Source organism: Pseudonocardia sp. DR1-2 (assembly GCF_023717215.1).
In the GTDB taxonomy this organism is placed as follows: Bacteria; Actinomycetota; Actinomycetes; order Mycobacteriales; family Pseudonocardiaceae; genus Pseudonocardia; species Pseudonocardia alni.
In genome coordinates this window covers 382517-404529 of the sequence record NZ_JAMQOF010000001.1, presented here as the reverse complement: position 1 = coordinate 404529, position 22013 = coordinate 382517, and the positions used below count along the sequence as shown (strand labels likewise).

Annotated in this window: 22 protein-coding genes; 9 read left to right on the top strand and 13 right to left on the bottom strand. The window is 75.7% G+C overall.

The annotated features are described in order from the left end of the window. Positions 1–54: 54 nt before the first annotated feature. From ND486_RS01885 to ND486_RS01865, 5 genes are all read right to left on the bottom strand, one after another. Positions 55–378 (bottom strand): hypothetical protein, encoded by a 324-nt coding sequence (locus ND486_RS01885; protein WP_226357222.1) that lies wholly within the window; start codon positions 376–378, stop codon positions 55–57. Further along, the gene (locus ND486_RS01880; protein WP_251782459.1) at positions 375–2435 is read right to left on the bottom strand and encodes a hypothetical protein; all 2061 of its coding nucleotides are present in this window, start codon (positions 2433–2435) and stop codon (positions 375–377) included. The genes ND486_RS01885 and ND486_RS01880 overlap by 4 nt, the downstream gene beginning before the upstream one ends. Then, positions 2432–3988 carry a lipopolysaccharide biosynthesis protein gene (locus tag ND486_RS01875; protein WP_251782458.1) on the bottom strand — a complete coding sequence of 519 codons (1557 nt, stop codon included), beginning with the start codon at positions 3986–3988 and terminating at the stop codon, positions 2432–2434. Before ND486_RS01875 ends, ND486_RS01880 begins: the two co-directional genes overlap by 4 nt. Before the next feature lie 13 nt (positions 3989–4001). Beyond that, the gene (locus ND486_RS01870) at positions 4002–4379 is read right to left on the bottom strand and encodes a hypothetical protein (protein WP_062395221.1); all 378 of its coding nucleotides are present in this window, start codon (positions 4377–4379) and stop codon (positions 4002–4004) included. Positions 4380–4479: 100 nt separating this feature from the next. Beyond that, positions 4480–5559 (bottom strand): glycosyltransferase family 2 protein, encoded by a 1080-nt coding sequence (locus ND486_RS01865; protein WP_251782457.1) that lies wholly within the window; start codon positions 5557–5559, stop codon positions 4480–4482. A 558-nt stretch (positions 5560–6117) separates the two neighbouring features. Between ND486_RS01865 and ND486_RS01860 the strand changes: the two genes are divergently transcribed. The 5 genes from ND486_RS01860 to ND486_RS01840 all read left to right on the top strand — a co-directional run bounded on the left by ND486_RS01860 (position 6118) and on the right by ND486_RS01840 (position 9752). Then, entirely contained in the window at positions 6118–6999 is an 882-nt protein-coding gene (locus ND486_RS01860; RefSeq protein ID WP_251782456.1) for a glycosyltransferase, read from the top strand. 188 nt (positions 7000–7187) lie between these two features. Continuing rightward, complete coding sequence (locus ND486_RS01855) at positions 7188–7901, top strand: energy-coupling factor ABC transporter permease (protein WP_174525502.1); 714 nt, start codon at positions 7188–7190, stop codon at positions 7899–7901. Next, positions 7898–8248 carry a PDGLE domain-containing protein gene (locus ND486_RS01850; protein WP_073574795.1) on the top strand — a complete coding sequence of 117 codons (351 nt, stop codon included), beginning with the start codon at positions 7898–7900 and terminating at the stop codon, positions 8246–8248. Before ND486_RS01855 ends, ND486_RS01850 begins: the two co-directional genes overlap by 4 nt. After that, on the top strand, positions 8248–9012 hold the full coding sequence (cbiQ, locus tag ND486_RS01845) for a cobalt ECF transporter T component CbiQ (RefSeq protein WP_251782455.1): 765 nt from the start codon (positions 8248–8250) through the stop codon (positions 9010–9012). Before ND486_RS01850 ends, cbiQ begins: the two co-directional genes overlap by 1 nt. Beyond that, entirely contained in the window at positions 9009–9752 is a 744-nt protein-coding gene (locus tag ND486_RS01840; RefSeq protein ID WP_208820854.1) for an energy-coupling factor ABC transporter ATP-binding protein, read from the top strand. The genes cbiQ and ND486_RS01840 overlap by 4 nt, the downstream gene beginning before the upstream one ends. A 161-nt stretch (positions 9753–9913) precedes the next feature. Here the strand turns inward: ND486_RS01840 and ND486_RS01835 are convergent, their stop codons facing one another. The 3 genes from ND486_RS01835 to ND486_RS01825 form a co-directional block, all read right to left on the bottom strand. Beyond that, positions 9914–11164 (bottom strand): SPFH domain-containing protein, encoded by a 1251-nt coding sequence (locus ND486_RS01835; RefSeq protein ID WP_251782454.1) that lies wholly within the window; start codon positions 11162–11164, stop codon positions 9914–9916. Between the two features lie 88 nt (positions 11165–11252). Next, positions 11253–11702, bottom strand: coding sequence for an NfeD family protein (locus ND486_RS01830; RefSeq protein WP_062395235.1), 450 nt, complete (start codon positions 11700–11702; stop codon positions 11253–11255). 112 nt (positions 11703–11814) lie between these two features. Continuing rightward, positions 11815–12654 (bottom strand): DUF3097 domain-containing protein, encoded by an 840-nt coding sequence (locus tag ND486_RS01825; RefSeq protein WP_251782453.1) that lies wholly within the window; start codon positions 12652–12654, stop codon positions 11815–11817. Between the two features lie 145 nt (positions 12655–12799). On the opposite strand from ND486_RS01825, the gene ND486_RS01820 reads away from it, so the two are divergent. Then, positions 12800–13594 carry a hypothetical protein gene (locus ND486_RS01820; RefSeq protein WP_224402445.1) on the top strand — a complete coding sequence of 265 codons (795 nt, stop codon included), beginning with the start codon at positions 12800–12802 and terminating at the stop codon, positions 13592–13594. 16 nt (positions 13595–13610) lie between these two features. On the opposite strand, the gene ND486_RS01815 is transcribed toward ND486_RS01820, so the two are convergent. After that, positions 13611–14495 carry a LysR family transcriptional regulator gene (locus ND486_RS01815; protein ID WP_251782452.1) on the bottom strand — a complete coding sequence of 295 codons (885 nt, stop codon included), beginning with the start codon at positions 14493–14495 and terminating at the stop codon, positions 13611–13613. Positions 14496–14566: 71 nt separating this feature from the next. On the opposite strand from ND486_RS01815, the gene ND486_RS01810 reads away from it, so the two are divergent. Further along, positions 14567–15772: an FAD-binding protein gene (locus tag ND486_RS01810; RefSeq protein ID WP_251782451.1), complete on the top strand. Its 1206-nt coding sequence runs from the start codon at positions 14567–14569 to the stop codon at positions 15770–15772. 9 nt (positions 15773–15781) lie between these two features. After that, complete coding sequence (locus tag ND486_RS01805; protein WP_251782450.1) at positions 15782–16576, top strand: potassium channel family protein; 795 nt, start codon at positions 15782–15784, stop codon at positions 16574–16576. 7 nt (positions 16577–16583) lie between these two features. On the opposite strand, the gene ND486_RS01800 is transcribed toward ND486_RS01805, so the two are convergent. Then, positions 16584–17258: a response regulator transcription factor gene (locus tag ND486_RS01800; RefSeq protein ID WP_308215788.1), complete on the bottom strand. Its 675-nt coding sequence runs from the start codon at positions 17256–17258 to the stop codon at positions 16584–16586. Then, positions 17255–18406, bottom strand: a complete 1152-nt coding sequence (locus tag ND486_RS01795) for a sensor histidine kinase (RefSeq protein ID WP_251782449.1) — start codon at positions 18404–18406, stop codon at positions 17255–17257. Before ND486_RS01795 ends, ND486_RS01800 begins: the two co-directional genes overlap by 4 nt. Positions 18407–18549: 143 nt before the next feature. On the opposite strand from ND486_RS01795, the gene ND486_RS01790 reads away from it, so the two are divergent. Then, a complete protein-coding gene (locus ND486_RS01790; RefSeq protein WP_251782448.1) occupies positions 18550–20139 on the top strand; it encodes an alpha/beta hydrolase in 1590 nt (529 codons plus the stop codon). Positions 20140–20141: 2 nt separating this feature from the next. Here the strand turns inward: ND486_RS01790 and ND486_RS01785 are convergent, their stop codons facing one another. Both ND486_RS01785 and ND486_RS28755 read right to left on the bottom strand, forming a co-directional pair. Then, on the bottom strand, positions 20142–20660 hold the full coding sequence (locus ND486_RS01785; RefSeq protein ID WP_251782447.1) for a hypothetical protein: 519 nt from the start codon (positions 20658–20660) through the stop codon (positions 20142–20144). Beyond that, positions 20657–21700, bottom strand: a complete 1044-nt coding sequence (locus ND486_RS28755; protein WP_308215787.1) for a response regulator receiver protein — start codon at positions 21698–21700, stop codon at positions 20657–20659. The genes ND486_RS01785 and ND486_RS28755 overlap by 4 nt, the downstream gene beginning before the upstream one ends. Positions 21701–22013 lie beyond the last annotated feature (313 nt).

Below are 22013 nucleotides of genomic sequence, written 5' to 3'. Positions count from 1 at the left end.
GACCGAGGGCCCCGGTGCCGTACGGCACCGGGGCCCTCGTGTGTCGCGGGTCGGTCAGTTGGCCGGGGCCGCGGGCGCCGCCGGGGCCGGGGCCTGCGGCTGGATCGGCACCGCCGGGTCCTGCCCGGGCAGCGGCTCGGCGGGCTGGGTCACGTCGGCCCGGCCCCCCGAGACGAGCTCGACCAGCTCGACGCCGCCGTTGAGGGTCAGCATCACCACCACCAGCGCCACCGAGGCGACGGCGGCCGCGGTGAGCCCGCGCTGCGCGGACCCGCTGGTGACCAACCGGCCACGGCTGGTCTCCACCACCCAGGCGCGGGCGGCGAACACGGCCAGCATCAGGCCGAACGCGAGCCAGGTCAGGAGGAATCCGTTCACGGGTTCGGCACCTCCCCGCCGGCCGCCGGGGCCGGGGCCGTCGCCGGTGCCGGGACGCCCGGCGCCGGGAGCGGCTCGTTGCGCACCAGGATCGCGTCGAAGCCGCTCTCGTAGGTCGCGCGGTACTGGCCCGACGCGATGAGCTGGTTGCGGATCTCGATCGTCCAGCCCGGCTCGCGGTCGTTCAGGACGACGCCCTGCTTCTCGATCGCCGGGTAGAACAGGATCGTCTGCGGCTGGACCTGGTCGATGCAGCGGAACGGGTCCGCGGCGAGGACCGCGCAGCCCTGACCGCCCGAGGCCATGTTGTTGTTCTCGCCGACGCCCTCCAGGGCGTAGGGCCCGACCGTCGACAACGGCTGCACCGTCGCCCCGGGCGGCGCCTCGGCGTAGGCCTTGCGGGTCATCTGGACGTCCTCGGTGGTGACGTCGGTGTAGGCCTCGTTACCGCCGCGGATGAAGATCAGCAGACCGAAGACGACCACCATGCCCACCGCGAGCAGCCGTTCGCGCTTGCGGTCGACGCGGGCGAAGGCGCGCAGCGCGTCGACCGCCAGGATCGACAGGATCGGCAGGCCGTAGAGCAGCACGCGCAGGAGCAGCTCGCCGCCGTAGCTCTGCACGACCGCCATCCCCATGGGGATGATCGCCAGCAGGATCGGCACGAGGTCGCGGCGGCGGCGCCAGTAGACCCAGGCACCGGCGAAGCCGAGGACGTAGGTCAGGCCGGTCATCGCGACCCGGAACCCCTTACCGACGAGCTGGCCCGTGTCGCCCTGGAAGCGGTCCGCGACACCGGCCTGCAACGCGCTGCCGTCGTCGCCGCTACCGATGATCATGCTGATCTGGTTCATCCAGAAGTCACGGGCGCCGATCAGCACGAAGATCGTCACCGCGGCGATCGCGACGATCACCAGCCCGCGTCCGCGGAACCGGCCGACGACGGCCAGCACGGCCAGCTGGCCGATGATGGCGAACGGGGTCAGCTGGTGGGCCGGGGCGACGGCGATGACGCACAGCGCCGCGCAGAAGTAGATCAGCAGCAGCTGCCGGGCGGGCAGCGTCGGTGTGTTCGGCGGGGTCAGCGCCGACACCAGCCAGCGCCGCCACCGGGGCAGCGGTGGCGCCCCGCGGTGGGCCCGTGGCCAGCCCGGGACCCCGGCGTTGTCGACGCGGCGGGTCGCCAGCGGGCCGAGCGCGAAGGTCAGCACCGTCAGCAGCAGCACGATCGCGGTCGCCTGCGGGGAGAAGTAGTCCTGCTCGATCCAGTTCAGGCCGATGAACAGCCAGGCCGCGACCCACGGCGCGCGGGTGCCCCCGAGCATCGAGCGGGCCAGGGCGTAGACGCCGATCGCCCACACCGCGGTGACCGCGGGCGGGTACCAGCGCAGGATCGTGTCGAGCTGGTCGGCGCCCGCGGCGTCGCGGATCCAGGCCCACTGGGCGAAGAACGCGGGCCAGTAGAACCGCGCGTCCACGCCGGTGGGCGGGACGCCGTTGTTGCGGGCGACCGCGTCGACGAACCCGGAGATCAGCCAGGCGGTGGTGAACCGGGCCTGGGGCTGCACGACCGAGGGCAGACCGGTGGAGCACAGCAGCAGCACACCCGTCGCGGCACCCAGCATCGGGATGCGCGGGCGGCGCGACCAGAGCTCGAGCAGGCAGGCGCCGATGGCGAGCAGCAGCGCGACCCACGCGAACGGGCTCAGCGCCGGGGCCAGGCCCCAGCCGCCCAGGTCGGACAGGTCGGTCGTCGCGGCGGCGACGGGCAGGAGCAGCACCGCGAGCACGGCCAGGACCGGCGCGCCCCAGACCCACAACGGGGACAGCGGCTCGGCGGTCTCGGGTGCGGGCGGCGGCGGGCCGTCACCGGGCGGGCGCGGGACCGGGCCGCGGACTGCCATGGTCGGCGAGTCCGGGCCGGGCGGCGTGACGAACTGGGTCCGCTCGCTCGCGCTCTCCTCCGCGACGCGGGTCCGCGCGACGGCGGGCTCCTCGCCGCGGTAGCCGCGGGTGGACGGGTCGGGGCCGCCCGTCCGGCGGGTCTCCGACGTCACGACTTCACCTCCGGTGTGCTCCGGCGGTTCCACGCCGGGACGAATCTGAGTGCCAGTGCGCAGAGGATCTGCGCGCCGACGTAGCCGAGGACGACCGGCAGCATGGTCATGCTGACCGATGCGGTTCCGGGGTCCGGCAGCGGGACCAGACCGGCGAAGACCACGACCAGGCCGGTGTTGAGCAGCTGGATCTTCGCGTAGCCCATCCCGTCGCCGTCGGCCTGGCGGCGGGCGAGCTCGAACACGACGATCAGCCGGAAGAACAGGCCGCCCATGAGCACGGCCAGCGCCGGGGCGCCGGGCGCGTAGCCCTCGCCGAGCAGCGACAGCACCGGGTAGCCCAGTGCCGCGCCGAGCCCGAGCGCCGGGACGAACAGCAGGAGCATCCGGCGCCGGGCGACGCGGGCGAACTCCTCGGCGCGGTGCGGCTCCCGGGCGGTCTGCACGGTCAGGGAGTTGGTGAAGAACGTCGCGGCCAGGTCGATGACGGTCACCGCCTGCCAGCAGATGAAGAAGACCGCGCCGATCTCGTTGCCCATCCGGAAGTTCGCGAACAGCGGGACCTGGTTGTAGAGCAGCGCGTTGCCGCACTGCGCCAGCGCGGTCGGCGCCAGGAACGCGATCATCTCCGGGCGCGACGGCAGCGTGCCCGGCCCACCGGCACGGGCGAAGCGCCGCACCATGAACCAGAGCAGCACGGTGCCCGCGGCGATCCACAGCACGACCGGGATCGCCCAGGACAGCACCAGCGCCTCGGAGGCGAGCGTGGTGCCCAGTGCCAGCAGCAGCACGATCCGGGTCACGGCGAAGGTGCCGTTGCGCCACACCGCCACCCACGGCCGCCCGATGGCGACCATGACGAAGTCGTGGACGACGAACACGCACCAGCCGGCGCAGGTCAGGACCAGGACGACCAGGCCCCAGCCGAACGATCCGCCACCCGCGGCCTCCGCGACCCGGGGCACGAGCGTGCCGTAGACCAGGCCGATCAGCCCGGACAGCGGCATGATCAGCAACAGCGAGCCGAAGGTGAGCCGGACCGACTTGCGGCCGGCCCCTGGGAGCCAGCGCAGCAGCGCCAGCCCCAGGTTGAGCTGGGCGACGCCGCCGATCAGCTGGAAGGCCGACACGAACTCCGAGGCCCGGCCGACCTCGGCCTGCGGCATGATCCTGGTCGCGATCAGCACGCCGAGCAGCCCGGCGACCGAGCCGAAGCCCGAGCACAGGGTCAGGGCGATGCCGTCGCCGATGCCGCCGTTGCGGTCCGGGACCTGCTCGCCGTCCTCACCGCCGTCGTCTCCACCGCCCGGTCCGGGCGGTGGGGTGGGCGGCGGGGTCGGCGGGTTCTCGCCGGGCCCGCGCAGCCCGACCAGCGGCGGGAGGTACTCGGTGTGCTGCTCGGCGTTGCGGCGCGAGTGCGCCCGGGCGTGGGCGGTGGCGAGACGCTGGGTCGGGGCGTCCGGGTCGACGCCCGCCGCCTGCGGTCCGGGGACGGGGCCGGGACCGGCCGTACCCGCGGCGGGGCGGGGACGCGCCGGCCCGACCGGCCTCACCGGGAGGTCCCGCTCACTGGGCCACCACGGCGTGGCGCAGCAGGAACGGGACCGACAGGAGCGTGACGACGAACAGGGCGACGCTCGGGTACCAGAGCCCCAGGCTGACCATGAGCTGGCCACCGATCAGGGTGACGGCGGTGCCGACCCCCAGCGTCAGCAGCCAGACGTGCGCGGCGGGCGCGCGGCGCAGGAAGCCCGCGGCGGCCCAGCCGGGGCCGAGCAGCAGGAAGCCGATGGTGACCAGCAGCCGGAACTCGCCCAGCGCGCCCCCGCTGATCCCGGCGATGCTCAGGCCGCAGGCGATGACGCCGGCGGCGACGAGCAGGATCGCCACGTACCGCCGCGCGGTCCTCGCGCGGGTCAGCTCGGCTGCGGACTGCACGCTCACCGCGGCTCACTCCTCTTCACTGGTGGTTCTCCCGGCGCCACGCCCCTCGTGGGGCGTGGACCGGTGGGGCACGGACCGGCCCGATCCGGTCCCGGGGCGCTCAGGACGCCTCTTCCCCCCATGCGTACCGCACACCGGTCCGCTCGGGACGGGCGGACCCGTCGCGCTCGGCGCCGACGGGGCGCTGCTCGCGGGCGACCGGCGACGGGGCCGGCTGCTGCGGGGCGGGCCGGGCCGCCCCGGGCTGCGGCTGCGGGGCCGGGCGCGACGGCTGCTGGTGCGGGCGCGGTGCGTCGGCGTGCGGCCGCGGGGCCGGGCGCTGCGGCTGCGCCGCCGGGACGGCACGGTCCGGCACCGCGGGCGGCACCGGCGCCGTGGCCGGGGTGGCGGGGACCGCCGGGTGCCCGGCGGGCGGGACCACCGCGGCGGGGCCGGGGACGGCCGCGCCGGGTGCGGCGGGCCGGTCGTCGCGACCGGCCCGACGCCGCTCGGCGGCGAGGGTCCGCAGGACGCGGGTGCCGTCGGCGAAGGTGCGCAGGTTCGTCTCGCCGAACATCCGCTCCTTCTCCACCGAGGGGACCTCGGTGATCGACAGACCGGCGGCGGCGACGCGGCAGTTCAGGACCGTCTCGATCTCGAACCCGTCACCCCAGTACATCCCGCCGTCCGGGTGCGGCGGCATGTCGACCGCGGGCAGCTCCAGCAGCGGCAGGATGTCGGCCCAGAAGGCGTTGTAGCCGTAGCAGAGGTCGCTGTAGCGGGTCCCGAACAGCGTGTTCGCGATCAGGTTCAGACCGGCGTTGCCACCCTTGCGGAGCAACGTGATGTCGTCGCTGCCGCCCCCCTTGGTGAACCGGCTGCCCTTCGCGAAGTCGGCGCCCTCGACGAGCGCGGCGACGAAGCGCGGGATCTCCTGCGGGTCGGCCGAGCCGTCCGCGTCGAACATGACGATGGCGTCGCCGGTGGCCGCGGCGAAACCGCAGGCCATCGCGTTGCCCTTGCCCTTGCGGGTCTGGCGGACGATCCGGACGCCGGGCAGGACACGGCGTGCGGTCTCGACGGTGCCGTCCTTGGAGTCGCCGTCGACGACGATCACCTCGTACACGGCGGGACGCACGGCCGCGACGGCCGGCAGGACCACCTCGAGGTTCCGTGCCTCGTTGCGGGTCGGCACGATCACCGACACCCTCGGTTGGTTCGGACGACGTGGTCCGTGGTCAGGGCGCTTGTTCACCGGTCTCTCCCCCGAATCGATCGGTCCTGGCGCGCGGTTGGCGAGCAGTGCGTGTCCGGTCGTGACGACGATGCCGACATCGACCGGATCCGTTACCCCACAACGGGGGTCATCCGGCTTATCTCCGGCGCCGTCGGTCGCGTTACGTGACCCGCACCGCATCGGGTGTCGCCCGGACGGCCCATGGCCTCCGGACTCCGTCGCCGCGGCGTGGAACGACCACGCGAACACGACGACGGATACTACGGACGTCGCCCGGGCCGCCGCGGTGCGGGACCGGCCCACCGGGACCCCGGCCGACGAGCGGTGATCGTCGGGCGGCGAGCGGCGGGACGTCCGGCCGACGATCACGGTGCGTATCCGTTCCGTCCCGATGGTCCCGGTCGGACGTCGCTCGTCCGCGCCGCCGTCCGGCCCGCCGACCGGGGCGGGTAGCGTGGCTCGCCGCCTGCTCGTCCGATCCGTTCCACCCCTGCGAGGTACCCGATGAGGCCCGGCGGCTTTGTGCCCAGCGTGTCCGTCTGCATCCCGGTCCACAACGGCGAGGCCTATCTCGCCGAGACCATCCGCAGCGTGCTGGAGCAGACCTGGCGGGACTTCGAGCTCGTCGTGCTGGAGAACGGCAGCACCGACGCGAGCTGGGAGATCGCGACCTCGTTCCGCGACCCGCGGGTCCGGGTCGAGCGCAACCGGCAGACCCTGCCGCAGGGTGACAACTGGAACCGCGCCGTCGAGCTGTGCCGCGCACCGCTGGTGAAGCTGGTCTGCGCCGACGACCTGCTGCACCCGCGCTGCCTGGAGCTGCAGGTGCCGCCGATGCGCGACGACCCGTCGCTGTCGGTGGTCGCCTCGCGCCGGCACATGATCGACGAGCAGAGCCGGGTCATCGTCCCGCGCCGCGGCCTGGGCGGCGGCCTGGTCGGGCTGCACTCGGGCAGCGAGGTCGCACGGCGGGTCATCCGCAACGGCGCGAACCCGATCGGCGAGCCGGGCAACGTCCTGTTCCGTCGCGAGCAGTTCGTCACCGCGGGCGGGTGGCGCCCGGAGCGGCGCTTCATCATGGACCTCGACCTCTGGATGCGCCTGCTCCAGTACGGCGACTTCCTCGGCGTCCCGGAGACCCTGGCCGCGTTCCGGATCGCCCGCGGCTCGGTCTCCTCGGAGTTCGAGCAGCAGATCTCCGAGGAGCAGCAGCTGCTGTTCGACGAGCTGGGCGACTCCGGGGTGTTCGACGTCCGCCCGATCGACGTGCGGATCGGCCGGCTCGCGCTCCCGCTGGGCCGGGCCCGGCGCAAGGCGCTGTTCCGGGTCTCGCGCATCGCCGCCCGCAAGGACGACAAGCTGATCGCCGAGCGCGACGAGGCCGCGGCGGCCGACGCCCGCTGACCGCGGGCGCCCGACCGCGCGCCGACCGGACGGACGGCATCCCGGACTCTCCGATCGGCGGGGCCGATACCGGACATCCGGGACATGCAGTCGCCTATCTACTGCCAGGACTTTGCGGCAGCACGGCCGTCGCGTTGAATCCCCTCACCCGGCCGGGTGGCGGCCGGTCCGACCGGTGAGGGGGCGCGATGCAGACGCACGCGGTCGCCATGCACATGAGCGACGGGCTGGTGAACGGCCCGACGGCGCTGCTGTTCGCCGTCGTCGCGGTGATCGCGCTGACGGTCGCCGTCCTGCGCGCCCGCGCGGACCTCGACGACCGCACCGCGCCGATGGCCGGGCTGGTCACGGCGTTCGTCTTCGCCGTCCAGATGATCAACTTCCCGATCCTTCCCGGGGCCAGCGGGCACCTGCTGGGCGGGGCGCTCGTCGCGATCCTGGTCGGCCCGTGGGTGGGCATGATCGCGATCTCGATCGTGCTCGTGGTGCAGGCGCTGCTGTTCGCCGACGGCGGCATCACCGCACTGGGCCTCAACATCACGAACATGGCCGTGATCGGGGTGGTCGTCGGCTGGCTGGTGGCGCGCTCGCTGCGCCGGTTCGCGGTGCGGTCCCGCGGCGGGCTGGTCGCCGTCGCCTTCGTCGCGGCCCTGCTCAACACCGTCGTCGCGGCGATGGGCTTCGTCCTGGAGTACGCGATCGGAGGCGCCGGCGGCGCCACCCTCGGCACGGTGTTCGCGCTGATGGGCGGACTGCACGTGCTGATCGGCATCGGTGAGGGCGTGATCACCGCGGCCACCGTGGGCGCGGTGGCCGCCGCCCGGCCGGACCTGGTGTACCTGCTGCGCGGCACCGGGCGCCCGCTGGCCCGCCGCTCGACCTCCGAGGAGGGTGCGCGATGAGCGCCACCGCCCGCCGTCGCCCGCTGCTGTTCTTCGCCGGGTTCCTGATCGTGTCCCTGGTCGTGGCCGGGCTGGTCTCGTCCTTCGCCTCCCCCGACCCCGACGGCCTGGACACCGTCGCCCGGGACGGCTGCACCGCCGTCGCGACCCCGGACGGCGAGGAGCGGCTGGAGGGCACCTGCATCGCGACCCACGAGAGCGACCACGCCATGGCGTCGAGCCCGCTCGCCGGGTACTCGGTCGTGGGCGGCGAGGGCACCACCGGCGTCGCCGGGGTGGCCGGGGTGCTGGTGACGGTCGTCGTCGCGGGCGGGGTGTTCCTGCTGCTGCGCCGCCGGGACGGCTGATGGGCGCCGGGCACGCGCACCCGCTGTACCTGCACCACGACTCCCCCGTCCACCGGCTCCCACCCGAGGTGAAGATCGTCTCGGCGCTGCTGGTGGTGGTGTGCGTGGTCGCGACCCCGCGCGAGGCGTTCGCGGTGTTCGGCGGGTTCGCGCTGCTGCTGGCCGCGGTGTGGGGCCTGGCCGGGGTGCGCCCGGGCTGGATCCTGCGGCGCTCGGTGATCGAGCTGCCGTTCGTGGTGCTCGCGGTGCTGCTGCCGTTCACCGGCCCGGCGCCGACGCTGGACTGGCTCGGCCTCACGCTGTCCCAGCCGGGGCTGCTCGGGGCGTGGAACATCCTGGTCAAGGGCACCCTCGGCGTCCTGACCTCGCTGACCCTCGCGGCGACGACGCCGATGCGCGACCTGCTCGTCGGCCTGCAGCGCCTGCACGCCCCGGCGATCGTCACCACGATCGCCACCCTGATGCTGCGCTACGCCGACGTGATCACCGGCGAGGCCCGCCGGATGCGGCTGTCCCGGATCTCCCGCGGCCACGACCCGCGGTTCCTGTGGCAGGCCGGGGCGACCGCCCGCGGGATCGGCTCGCTGTTCGTACGGTCCTACGAGCGCGGCGAGCGGGTGCACCTGGCGATGCTGTCGCGCGGCTGGACCGGCACCATGCCGCCGTCGGGCGACGCCCCGACCACGTCACGGCAGTGGCTGGCCGGGCTGACCGTCGCCGGGGTCGCGGTGCTGCTGGCCGGCTCCGGCTGGGTGGCCGCATGAGCCCGCCGTCGCTGCGGCTGACCGACCTCGCCTTCGCCTACCCCGACGGCCACCAGGCGCTGTTCGGCGTCGACCTGACGATCGCCCCCGGCGAGCGGGTCGCGCTGCTCGGCCCGAACGGCGCCGGGAAGACCACCCTGGTGCTGCACCTCAACGGGATCCTCGGCGGCGGGGACGGCGCGGCGGGCACCGTCGAGGTCGGCGGGCTCCGGGTGGAGAAGCGGCACCTGCGCGAGATCCGCCGCCGGGTCGGGATCGTCTTCCAGGACCCGGACGACCAGCTGTTCATGCCCACCGTCGCCGAGGACGTGGCCTTCGGCCCGGCGAACTTCGGGCTGCGCGGGCCCGCGCTGCGCGAGCGGGTCGACGAGGCCCTGGCCGCGGTGGGGATGGCCGACGCCGCCGACCGTTCCCCGCTGCACCTGTCCGGCGGGCAGCGCCGCCGGGTCGCGCTGGCCACGGTGCTGGCGTGCGACCCGGAGATCCTGGTGCTCGACGAGCCGTCGTCGAACCTGGACCCGGTGGCCCGCCGCGAGCTGGCCGAAGTGCTGCTGGGGCTGGGCCGGACCATGCTCATGGTCACCCACGACCTGCCGTACGCGCTGCAGCTGTGCCCGCGCAGCGTCGTGCTGGACGGGGGCACCGTCGTCGCCGACGGGCCGACCCGCGACCTGCTGGCCGACGCCGAGCTGCTCGCCCGGCACCGCCTGGAGCTGCCCTACGGCTTCGTGCTCGCCTGATCCCGGCCCACCCGGCGGCGCAGCCCGAGCATCGCCGGCAGGATCCCGGCCGGTGCGCCGAGGGCGACCGGCCGGACGCCGTCGTACACGACACCGCCCCACCCGGCGAACCGGATGGGGCGGTGCGGTCACCGTCGACGGTGACGTGCGGCCGGGGTGGCTCAGCCGCGCTGTTCCTGGCCGTTCGGGTGGCCCTGCACCGCGCCCGGGGCGCCGATGCCAGGGACCTCGCGGGAGGCCTCCAGCTGGGCCGGGGCCGCACCGCCGCCGTTGCCGGCCTCGGTGCCGGGGACCGGCGGGACGTCCGAGCCGACCGGCGGGACCTCCTGCTGGGCCGCCGCGGTGGCCGCCGCGACCTGCTTGGCGATCTCCGGGTCGGACGAGGTGTCGAACCAGTCCTCGACGCCGTCGTCCTCGGCGGGCCGGGAGACGGTGCCGTCGTCGGGGCTGGGCTCGTAGCGGAAGACGCCGTCCTCGCCGGGCGCACCCAGCATCCGGGTGAAGCCCTCCAGTGCCTTCCCGAAGTCGGACGGGACGACCCACAGCTTGCTGGCCTCGCCCTCGGCCATCTGCGGCAGCGTCTGCAGGTACTCGTAGGCGAGCAGCTCCGGGGTGGGCTTACCGGCCTTGATCGCGGCGAACTTCTTCTCGATCGCCTTCGACTCACCCTGCGCCTCGAGGTACAGCGCGGCCCGGCGGCCCTGCGCCCGCAGGATCTCCGACTGCCGCTCGGCCTCGGCGGCGAGGATGGCGGCCTGCTTGGCGCCCTCCGCGGTGAGGATCTGGGACTGCTTGTTGCCCTCGGCGCTGCGGATGGCCGACTCCCGCTGGCCCTCCGCGGTGAGGATCATGGCCCGCTTCTCGCGGTCGGCCTTCATCTGCTGTTCCATCGAGTTCTGGATCGAGGGCGGCGGGTCGATCGCCTTGATCTCGACCCGGGCGACCCGGATGCCCCAGCGCTCGGTCGCCTCGTCCAGCTCGCCGCGCAGCGCCGTGTTGATCCGGTCGCGCGAGGTCAGCGTCTGCTCCAGCGTCATGCCGCCGACCACGTTGCGCAGCGTCGTGGTGGTGATCTGCTCGACACCGGCGATGTAGTTGGCGATCTCGTAGACCGCCGCCTTGGCGTCGTTGACCTTGAAGTACACGACCGTGTCGATGTTGACGGTCAGGTTGTCCTGCGTGATGACCGGCTGCGGCGGGAACGACACGACCTGCTCACGCAGGTCGACCCGCTCGCGGGTGCGGTCGACGAACGGCACCAGGATGGCGGGGCCGCCCTCCCGGATGCTGTGGTAGCGGCCCAGCCGCTCGATGATGTAGGCCCACTCCTGCGGGACGATGACGACCGACTTGACGACGATCGTCACGACCAGCACGAGCAGGACGATGCCGATGATGAACTCGGCGCCCATGTGCTCTCCCCTCCTGCGCGCCGGAGAACCGGCGCCCGTGTCGCCCCGGAGTCCCCGGGGCGTCGTGGCCGTCCCGCCGCGGTGGCGGTCAGGACGGCGGTAGCTCCCCCCGACCGGTGACGAGCACGGCCGCCCCGGTCACCTGCAGGATCGTGACGGTGGCGCCGGCCTCGAGGACCTCCACCCCGTCCATCGACCGCGCCGACCACACCTCGCGTCCGATGCGCACCTGCCCGCGCTCGCCGTCGACGCGCTGCACGACCTCGGCGGAGGCGCCGACGAACCGGTCCTGGTGGCGTTCGAACGTGCCCATGTGCTCGGCCAGCCTGCGTTTCGCCACCGGTCGCACGGCCAGCAGCAGCAGTACCGCGACGGCGCCGCCCACCCCGGCTGCCGGGAGGAGCGTCAACCCGAGTGCGGCCCCGGCCGCCGCGGCGAGTGCGCCGCCGCCGAGCATGACGAGGAACAGCTCCCCGGACACGACCTCGCTGCCGATCAGTACGAGACCGATGAGCAGCCAGATCAGTGCCGGATCCATCGCCCCAGGGTGCCAGAATGTCCGATTCCCTGTCGGCGTTTCGTCGGTATGCTCCGCACCGCTTGGCCCGATCGTTACCGGTCGGTGCCGGAGTCCGCCCCCGGTGTCGGGGTCAGGCCCCCTCGGCGGTGACGAAGTCGATGAGGCGCTCGACCGCGCCGATCATCGGGGTCTCCAGGTCGCGGTAGCTGCGGACCGCGCCGAGCACCCGGCGGGCACCGTCGGCGGGCTCGCCCCACCGCAGCGCCGCGCAGACCCCGGTCTTCCAGTCGGTGCCGCGCGGGATCACCGGCCACTCGCGGATCCCGACGACCGAGGGCTTCACGGCCTGCCAGACGTCGACGTAGGGGTGGCCGGTGACCAGGACGTGCTGCTGCGCGTCGCGGGTCGCCCGGTAGGCCTCGCGGGCCTGGCGGGTCTCCTTGGTGCCCTCCACCAGGTGGTCGACGAGGATGCCGAGGCGCCGGTGCGGGCCCGGGTCGAAGTCACGGACCGCGGCGGCGAGGTCGTCGACGCCGTGCAGCGGCTCCACGACCACGCCCTCGACGCGCAGGTCGTGCCCCCACACCTGCTCGACCAGTGTCGCGTCGTGCAGGCCCTCCACCCAGATCCGGGCGGCGCGCGCGGTGCGCGCCTTCAGGTTCGCGACGTGCACCGAGCCGGACGCGGACAACGTGCGGCCCGCGGGAGCGGCCCGCGGACGCACCAGCGTCGCGGGGCGGCCCTCGTACAGGAAACCGGCGGGGCGCAGCGGGAAGATCCGCCGGCCGCCGAAGCGGTCCTCCAGCGTCACCTCCGAGCCGGTGACGGTCACCACGGCACCGCAGAACCCGCTGGCCGGGTCCTCGACGACCAGGCCCGGCTCGGCGGCGACCTCGGTCACCCGGCTCTCCCGCGGCGCACGGGTGCCCGCGGTGTCGAACATGCCCCGGTAATCGTGGGTCCGGCTCATGGTGAACCAGTATCGGTCGACGCCGGTCGGTGACCGGGGCACGACACGCCCACACTCCGGTGGTCACGCACAGCGTGACCCTCGTAGCGCTGTGTCACCCACGTGCCGGGTGTGCGACACGGGACGGGCCGTTAGCCTGACCGCCGTGTCCTGTGCCTCCACGACCTTCGCCGTGTGGGCCTCGGCCTGGCTGGCCGGGTCCGCCGCACCCGACGACGTCCTCGACGCGCTCGCGCCGTGGTCGGAGGCGCACGACGTGCTCGCCGCCGACGACGTCACCGCCGCCGCGACCGGACTGCCCGGCCCCGGATCGGCGCCGACCTCGACGGCGATGCTGCTGGCCGCCGTCCGCCGCGGCGCCCCGCGCGGACAGGCCCGGCTGGTGCTGCCGGCCCCCGGGGACGTGCGCGGCCTGCCCGGCCCGGGCCCGTTCTCCGACGCCGCGATCACCGCGGGCGAGGGCGTGCTGTTCGCCGACGCCGGGTTCGGCGTCGTGCCGTCACCGATCGCCGACGGGGTGGTCCGCTGGACCGCGCACGCCGTCGCCGACCCCGGCCCGGTCCCCGAGTACGTGGCGCTGAACGAGGCCGAACGGGAGCTGCGCGGCCAGGTGCGGGCCGCCGCCGCGGCGCTGACCGACCTGGGCGTGGCCCGGCACCGGCCCGGCGTGCGCGAGGAGATCGCGGCCTGGCTGCGCCGCCGCCCGCAGGCGCTGTGGCCCGGCGGGATGCCCCCGCAGGCGCTGCGGGTGCTGCAGCAGGCCGACGAGGTGGACGCGATCCTGTCCGCCGCCTCCGGCGACGAGCCCGGCGGCGCGCTGTCGGCGTCGGCGGCCGTCGCCCGCTCCGACGCGCTGCGCCCCATCGCCACCGCGGTGCGGGTCGCCCGGCGCGCCGCGGTCGCCGAGGCCGTCCGGGTCCTGGTGTCGGTCCCCCGCTGATCCCCCGCGCCGGGCGTCACCGGAGCAGCGACTCCAGCAGCGCCCGCGCCGCCGGTCCGCCGGGCCCGCCCGAGCGCCAGACCAGGTGCAGCCGCGTCCGGATCTCCGGGGTGATCGGCACCGCGACCGGCGGCCGGGCCAGGGCCGCCACCCCGGCCGCGCCGAGCGCGGGTTCCGGGACCACCGCCACCCCCGCCCCGCGCGCGGCCAGGCGCAGCAGCAATGTCATCGCGCCGGACTCGAACCCCACCCGGGCGGTGAGCGACCGGGCCGCCAGTGCCGCGTCCAGCGCGGCGCGCAGACCGTGCCCGCGGGGCAGGCAGATCAGCGGCCGGGCCGCGAGCTCGTCCAGGGTCACCGCGGCCTGTCCGGCGAACGGGTCGTCCGCCGCGACCGCCGCGACCAGGGGGGACTCGACCAGCACCCGTCCGTCGAGGCCGTCGGGCGGGGCGTGCGGGAACCCCAGCACGGCGACGTCGAGCCGCCCGGCCCGCAGCTCGTCGACCAGCTCGTCGGTGGTCCCCTCCCGCAGCGTCACCTCCAGCTGCGGGTGTGCGGCGGCGAAGTCCCCGACCGGGTCGGCGAGCACGGTGTCGGGCAGCGACGTGGCCATGCCGACCGCGACCCGGCCGCGCAGCAGCCCGCGCAGCGCGGCGACGGCGTCGCGGGCGTCCTCCACGGCGGCGAGCGCGGCGCGGGCGTGCGGCAGCACCGCCAGCCCGGCCTCGGTGGGCGTGACCGCGCGCGGGCCGCGTTCGACCAGGGGCGCGCCGAGCTCGCGTTCCAGCTGCCGCAGCTGCGCGCTCACCCCGGGCTGCGCGACGTGCAGCGCCGCGGCGGCCGCGGTGACGGTCCCGGAGTCGACGACCGCGACGAGGTAGCGCAGGTGTCGCAGTTCCATAAGCAGCGATGCTAACCGGTAGACGATCCATCTCTTCGACTTCTGCCACTGGCGGGCCCAGGCTCGGAGCCATGACCAGCACGCGGAGCTTCCAGACCGGCATCACCCACCGCCCCTCGGCCGTCGTGACCGTCACCGGCGCGGACGACGTCGTCGCCGCGCTGGCCCGGGCCGGCCACGACGGCCTCGCCGTCACCGTGCACGCCACCGGGCACGGCCTGCGCCGCCCGTGCGACGGCGGCCTGCTGATCGACACCGCGCCGATGGCGGAGGTGACGGTCGACCCGGTCGCGCGCACCGCCCGCGCCGGGGCCGGCGCGACCTGGGGCGACGTCGTCGCCGCGGCCGCGCCGCACGGCCTGCGCCCGCCGCACGGCAGCGCACCGTCGGTCGGCGTCGTCGGGTACCTGTCCGGCGGCGGGCTCGGCCTCGCCGTCCGCGCCGACGGCTGGGCCGCCGACCACGTCCACGCCGTCGAGCTCGCCCGCGCCGGCGGCACCGTCCGGGTGTCCGCGGCGTCGGACCCCCGCTACTTCGCCCGGCTGCGCGGCACGGGCCCCGACGACGGCGACGTCGTCACCGCGGTCGTCGTCGGGCTGCTCGGCTCCGACGGCCTGGTCGGCGGCGGGCTCGTGCGCGTCCTCGGCGACGCGGACACCCCCGGCGACCCGGCCGCACTGCACGCCTGGGCGGACTGGACCTCGGCCCTGCCCGACGACGTCACCTCCGGGTTGTCCGTCGTCCCCTGCCCGGACCTGCCGTTCCTGCCCGCCCACCTGCGCGGACGTCGCATCCTGCGGGTCGGGGTCGTCGGCACCGGCGGACCCGGCCGGACCGACGCGCTGCTCGCGCCGCTGCGCGCCGCCGTCGCCTGGGACGACGACACCGTCGCCCCGCTGGACCCGCGCGCGTCGGCCCGGGTGTACGCCGAGCCGGAGTTCCCGCACGCCTACCTCGGCGACGACGTGCTGGTCGACGGGCTCGACCGCGACGGCCTCGAGCGGGTCGTCTCCCGCACCGGGCCGATGGTCGTCACCGGGATCCGGCACCTGGGCGGCAGGGCCGGGCGGGCCCCGGCCGTCGCCGACACCGTCCGCGGCCGCGACGCCGCGTACTGCGTGAACGTCCTGGCCCCGTTCGGCGACGACGCCGTGCCCACGCAGGTCGCCTGGCGGGAGGTCGACCACGTCCTGGACGGGTTCGCCGCCCGCGCGACCCGCGAGCGGTCGCACCCGGCGTTCCGTTTCGGGCCGCACCGCGGTGTCCCGGCCTCGTAGTCTCCGCCCATGACGCGTGCCGCGCCCCGACCGGAACCACGCCTGCGGGCGTGGGAAGCACGGACCGATGTCGGTCTGACGGTGCTCTCCGCCGGGTTCCTGCTGCTCTACGCCTGCGAGGTGCTGCTGACCCGCCCCGGGTCGCCGGCGTGGCGGGCCCTGGAGACCCTCCTGTGGGTGCTGTGGGCGGTGTTCGTCGCCGACGTCGCGATCCGGCTGTGGCTGGCCCGCGACCGGTGGCGGTTCCTGCTCGACAACCCCCTCGACGTCCTGGTCCTGCTCGCCCCGTTCCTGCGGTTCCTGCGTCTGGTCCGGCTGGTCGGCGCGGTGTCGGTGCTGACCCGGACGCTGCGGGACGACCTGCGCGGCCGGGTCAGCGCCTACCTCGTCGTCACCGTGTCGCTGCTGGGGTTCGTCGCGGCGCTCGGCGTCTACGAGGCCGAACGCGACGTGCCCGACGCAACGATCACGACCTTCGCCGACGCCCTGTGGTGGGTCCTGACCACGATCACGACCGTCGGTTACGGCGACCGCTACCCGGTGACGACCGAGGGCAGGCTGGTCGCGGCCGGCCTGATGATCGCCGGGATCGCCGTGCTGGGCACCGTGACCGCGACCATCGCCAGCTGGTTCACCGAGCAGATCCAGCGGTCCCGTACCGAGGCCGCCCGCCACGACGAGCCCGACCCCGCCGGGCCGGGCACCCCCGACCCGGCCACCTGGGCCGAGCTCCTCGCCGAGCTCCGCCGGCTGCGCTCCCGCCTCGACGAGCTGGAGGCGGCCCCCGGGCAGCCGCCCGGCTGACACCGGGTCAGACCGGCGGGGACAACCCGGCGTCGTGCACCAGCAGCGCCACCTGGACCCGGTTGTTCAGGTCCAGCTTGGTCAGGATCGCCGAGACATGGGTCTTCACCGTCGCCACGCTGATGTGGTGACGGGCGGCGATCTCGGCGTTGGACCGGCCCGCGCCGAGATCGAGGGCGATGGTGCGCTCCCGCTCGGCGAGGCGCTCCAGCCGTCGCCGGGCCGCGGCCCGGGTGCTGTCCCGGTCGGTCTCGGCGACCCGGTCGATGAGCCGGCGGGTCACCTCCGGCGAGAGCACCGGACGGCCCGCGGCGGCGTGCCGGACGGCGAGCACGAGCTCGTCGGGCGGGGTGTCCTTCAGCAGGAACCCGGCGGCGCCGGCCCGCAGCGCGCGCAGCACGTGGGCGTCGGCGTCGAAGGTGGTGAGCACGACGACCTGCGGCGCGCCGGGGCGGCGGCGCAGCGTCTCGGTGGCGGTGAGCCCGTCGGTGCCCGGCATCCGGATGTCCATCAGCACGACGTCGGGCCGGTGCCGCTCGGCCAGCGCGACCCCCTCGGCCCCGTCCCCGGCCTCGGCGACGACGGTCAGGCCGTCGGCGCCGCGCAACATCATCGACAGTCCGAAGCGGACGACCGGGTCGTCGTCGACGATGAGCACCGCGACGGGGTCGGAGGCGGTCACGACGGCCACGGTAGCCGCATCCCGGTCCGCCACCCGCCGTCCGGGGTCGGGCCGTGGTCCAGCCGGCCCCCGACGAGCGTCGCCCGCTCGGCCAGCCCCCGCAGCCCCTGCCCGGCCCCCGGCCGGTCGGCGCGGGCAGGCCGGGCCGGTGCCGGGTTCGCCACCTCGACGACGAGCCCGTCCCCGGCCCCGCCGGTCACCGTCACCGTGACCGGGGCACCCGGCGCGTACGTGCGCGCGTTGGTGAGGGCCTCCTGCACCAGCCGGTAGGCGGTGCGCCCCGCGGTCTCGGGCACCGGGTGCTCCCCGGTGGTGACGCCGGGCCCGTCGTGCAGGACGACCGCGGTCCCGGTCCGGCGGGTCTCCTCGAGCAGCTCCCCGACGTCGGTGATCCCGGGCAGCGGCAGCTCCCCCACCGGCGCCCGGAGCACCCCGATGACCTCCCGCAGGTCCTGCAGGGCGCGGTGGGCGTTCGCCCGCACGACCTCGGCGGCCCGCGCGGTCTCCTCCGCCGGCGCGTCGCGGTGGAACGCCAGCGCCCCCGCGTGCACGCTGAGCAGCGACAGCCGGTGCCCGAGCACGTCGTGCATCTCCCGGGCCAGCGCCTCCCGCGCCTCGTGCGCGGTGCGCTCGGCCCGCAGCGCCGCGGCGGACTCGGCCATCGCGGCCCGCTCGCGCAGCGACTCGACCAGCAGCCGGCGGCTGCGCACGAGCAGTCCCCAGCCGAACACCGCCGCGTGTCCCGCCACCAGCGCCCCGACCAGCAGCCACAGCGGGGCCTCCGGCGCGGGCCGCCAGGAGTAGTACACCGCGAACGACGCGAAGCTGCCCAGGAACACCGCGGCCGAGACCCGGGCCGGGCAGCGGGCGGCGACCGCGAACAGCGCGACCAGCCCCGGGACGGACGCGACCTCGGAGAACGTGCACAGCACGACGACGCCCACGGCCACCGGCAGCGGGTACCGGCGCCGCCACCAGAGCGCGACGCAGGCCAGCATCCCCGCCGCGACGTCGACACCCAGCAGCAGCTCGGGTCCGCCCGGCGACGACACCACCCGCAACCGGGCCATGAGCAGCCCGATCAGGGCCGTCACCACGACCACCAGGCCGTCGACGACCCACCGCCGGTACGCCGCGACATCGGTCATGCCGCCGAGGCTAGGGCCCGTACCGGCGCGGACGCCTCCGTCCCACGACCCGGACGCGCTCATCCTTCGGACGGACCCCGGCCGGGCAGAACTCTCCCCCGGACGGATCCGGACGGCCGGACGGCCGCCCCAGACTCCACCGCATGCACGCCCTGCACCGACTCCTCCGGCCGCTCGCCGTCCTCGCGGCCGTGGTCGCCCTGACCCTGACCGGCTGTGCCGCCGCCGCACCCGCCGTGCCGTCCGCGCCCGCGGTCCCGCCACCCGACCCGGTCACCTGGAGCGCGTGCGGCCCCGGCCTGGAGTGCGGCACCCTCGAGGTCCCCCAGGAGTACACCGACCCCGACGGCCCCCGGGTCTCCCTCGCGGTGATGCGGCACCGTGCCACCGATCCCCAGCGCCGGATCGGCACCCTGCTCTTCAACCCGGGCGGCCCCGGGGTCGCCGCGACCGACACGCTGCGCGCGATGCCCGCCACCCCGGGGTCGCCGGGCACGTTCGGGCCGGAGGTGCTGGCGCGCTTCGACGTCGTCGCGATGGACCCACGCGGCGTCGGCGCCTCGTCGGCGGTGCGCTGCCGCACCGACGCCGAGCGCGCCACGGCCGCCGCGAGCACGGCCGCCGACCCCGCCGTCCCCGGCGGTGCCCCGCTGCCGACCCTGCTCGCCGAGGCGAGGGCGCTGGCCGAGGGCTGCGCGGCGCACCGGACCCCGGCGTTCCTGGCGAGCCTGTCCACCGACAACGTCGCCCGCGACCTGGACCGGCTCCGCACCGCGCTCGGCGAGGAGACGATCACCTACTACGGCATCTCCTACGGCACCGTCGTCGGCCCGATGTACGCCACCCTGTTCCCGGACCGGGTCCGGCAGATGGTCCTCGACGCGCCCGTCGACACCACGCTGTGGACCGGGGACCCCCTGGAGTTCCTCGACGAGGTCGCCGTCGCGAGCGAGCGGACCCTCGACGCCTGGTTCGACAGCTGCCGCACGGAAGGTGCCGCGGTCTGCCCGTTCGGCGACGGCGACCCGGCCGCCGCGTTCGACGCGCTCGTCGCCGGTCTCGAGCGGCGCCCCGCCCCGGCCCGGGCGGTGGAGGGCCTCGCCCCGGCCGGCGTCGTCGACGGCGCCATGCTGCTGGAGACCGCCCGCGGCGCGGCGGGCGACCGCACCCTCTGGCCGGTGCTGACGACGGCGCTGGCGACCGCGCAGCAGGGCGACGGCACCCTCGCCCACCTGCTCTACCGCAACCTGACGGTCTCGCCGTTCGGTGTCCCGACCGCGACGCAGGAGCAGCACACCGCGGTGCGCTGCGCGGACTGGAGCACCCCGGCCGACGTCGCTGCGCACACCGCGGCCGCCGAGCGGGCGGTCGAGCACGCACCGCGGATCGGCACCCGCGCCGCCTACAGCGCGCTGGCCTGTGCGGTGTGGCCCGCGCCGAACACCGACCGGGTCACCGCGCCGCTGACCGGCGCGGGCGCCCCGCCGACGCTGGTGGTCGGCGGCCGGCTCGACCCGGTCACGCCCCACACCTGGGCGGAGCGGACGGCCGACACCCTGGACCGGGCGGTCCTGCTGACCCGCGAGGGTGTCGGGCACGGCTCGTACGGCACCGACCCCTGTGTCGACGCCGCGGTGGAGGCCACGCTGCTCGACACCACGCTGCCGGCGGCGGGCACCGTGTGCACACCGCCGCGGGCCACCACCCGTCCCGGGGCGGTCCCGGGCGGCTGAGGTCAGCCGTGCGCGAGCAGCTTGACCACGATGACGAGTGCGCCGAGTCCGACGAGCGCGACGACCAGCAGCACCCGTCGCCACCACGACAGCGGGGTCCGCCGGGCCGCCAGCACGGCGAACAGGGCCAGCACCAGCACCGTCACCCCGGTCGAGAGCTGCAGCGCGGTGGTCGGCTCCAGCAGCCCGGCCGCGGCGGCGGCGAGCAGCACGACCGGCGCGGCGGAGGCCTGGAGGATCTGCCCCGAGCTGCGCAGCGCGGCGACGAGCTCGTGGCCCCGGGGCCTGTGCCCGTGCACGGCGAGGTGCGCGACGACGTCGGAGAGCAGGCTCGCCGCCCACAGGGCGCCCGCGGCCACCACGACGTCGACGATCGCGGATCCGGCCGAGGAGCCCTCGCCACCGTGGCCGAGCAGGACCAGCAGGGTCGACAGGCAGGACAGCGTGCCGTAGAGCCGCTCCCGCAGCACCGTCACCACGACCGGGGCGGGAGCCCGGCCGGTCCGGCCGCCGGGCCTCACCCCCGCACCGCGGCCGCGAGGGCCGCGAGGTCGTCGGGGTGCATCCGGGCCGGGCCCGGCTCCGGTGCCGCGGCACGCAGCCGGTCCCGTTCCGCGGCGAGCCCGTCCCGCTCCCGGCGGGTGTCGTCGAGCCGGCGGGTCAGCTCCTCGGCCGCGGTGCGGGCGCTCTCGTGCTGCGCGCGCAGCCCGTCGGCGACGGCGCGGGCCTCGGTCAGCAGGTCGCGCTGCGCGGCGAGCCGGCTGCGCTGCTCGACGACGGTCTCGACCAGACCCGCCCGGTCGGCGACGACCGCGGCGTGGTCGGCCCGCAGCGCCGTCAGGTCGGCGTCCAGGCGGTCCCGGTCGCGGGTGGCGGCGTCGGCGCGGGCGAGGGCGGCATCGCGCTCGTGCTCGGCGGTCCGGGCGGCGAGCACCGCGGCCTCCCGGTCCCGGATGGCGGTCGCGGCGGTGTCCCGGGCCTCGCGGGCGTCGGCGACGGCGGCGTCCCGGGCGGCGACGGCGTCGGCGGCCTGCTGCCGGGCCGCACCGAGGGCCTCGGTCGCCGCGAGGGCGGTGGCGGCGGCCTCCTCGGCCCGGGTCACCGCCTCGGCCCGCTCCTGCCGGGCCTCGGTCGCGGCCCGGTCCGCCTCACGGGCCCGGTGCTCGGCCGTCTCCCGGGCGGTGTCGGCCTGCCGACGGGCGGCGTCGGACTCGGCGGCGCCCGCGCGGGCGGCCTCGGTGGCGGCCAGGGCGTCGCGCTCGATCTCGTCGAGCCGGTCCAGCACAGCGGTCAGCGCCCCGGACAGCTCGGCCACCGGCCCGGCGAGCGCGCCGACGTGCTCGCGGAGCCGGTCCGCGTCGAGCGCGAACGCCCCGGTCCCGGTGTCGAGGCCGAGAGCACCGAGGGCCTCCCGCTCGGCGCGGGCCATCTGCGCGCACGTCCGCCCCTGCTCCCACCGGGTGTCCCGGCAGAACGACCGCGGACGGCCGCCCTGCGGCCCGGGCGGGGGCAGCTCCGCCCGGCACCGGCTGTATCCGCACCGCACCACCGTGTCCGTCACGCCGGCCATGCTAGCAGTTCTGGTTATACGAACTTGCTAGTGGTTTCCGGTTTGTTTACTCAAACTTCTACAACCTGGGATAATGCAGAGAATCCCGGGTTGTCAGAACCACGGGTGTACCGACCGTCGCCGGGGCGCGGGAGCCCGCGGGGAACCGTGGTGGAGCGGGACCGCCGGGCGGTGTGCGGTCGGGCCGTCACGGAGGCGCCGGGCCACTCCGCGACCACGTCGCTGTTCGTGCCGTCATCCGGCATGTGGCCGTCCCGCCCGGCCGGCGGCGGGCAGGTCCAGGTGCTCGACGGTCCCGGCTGCT

What these genes read in the sequence shown, in the direction of transcription:
- ND486_RS01855 (WP_174525502.1), top strand. Translation starts at nt 7,188, where the DNA reads ATGCAGACGCACGCGGTCGCCATGCACATGAGCGACGGGCTGGTGAAC.
- ND486_RS01850 (WP_073574795.1), top strand. Translation starts at nt 7,898, where the DNA reads ATGAGCGCCACCGCCCGCCGTCGCCCGCTGCTGTTCTTCGCCGGGTTC.
- cbiQ (WP_251782455.1), top strand. Translation starts at nt 8,248, where the DNA reads ATGGGCGCCGGGCACGCGCACCCGCTGTACCTGCACCACGACTCCCCC.
- ND486_RS01840 (WP_208820854.1), top strand. Translation starts at nt 9,009, where the DNA reads ATGAGCCCGCCGTCGCTGCGGCTGACCGACCTCGCCTTCGCCTACCCC.
- ND486_RS01835 (WP_251782454.1), bottom strand. Translation starts at nt 11,164, where the DNA reads ATGGGCGCCGAGTTCATCATCGGCATCGTCCTGCTCGTGCTGGTCGTG.
- ND486_RS01830 (WP_062395235.1), bottom strand. Translation starts at nt 11,702, where the DNA reads ATGGATCCGGCACTGATCTGGCTGCTCATCGGTCTCGTACTGATCGGC.
- ND486_RS01825 (WP_251782453.1), bottom strand. Translation starts at nt 12,654, where the DNA reads ATGAGCCGGACCCACGATTACCGGGGCATGTTCGACACCGCGGGCACC.
- ND486_RS01815 (WP_251782452.1), bottom strand. Translation starts at nt 14,495, where the DNA reads ATGGAACTGCGACACCTGCGCTACCTCGTCGCGGTCGTCGACTCCGGG.
- ND486_RS01810 (WP_251782451.1), top strand. Translation starts at nt 14,567, where the DNA reads ATGACCAGCACGCGGAGCTTCCAGACCGGCATCACCCACCGCCCCTCG.
- ND486_RS01805 (WP_251782450.1), top strand. Translation starts at nt 15,782, where the DNA reads ATGACGCGTGCCGCGCCCCGACCGGAACCACGCCTGCGGGCGTGGGAA.
- ND486_RS01795 (WP_251782449.1), bottom strand. Translation starts at nt 18,406, where the DNA reads ATGACCGATGTCGCGGCGTACCGGCGGTGGGTCGTCGACGGCCTGGTG.
- ND486_RS01790 (WP_251782448.1), top strand. Translation starts at nt 18,550, where the DNA reads ATGCACGCCCTGCACCGACTCCTCCGGCCGCTCGCCGTCCTCGCGGCC.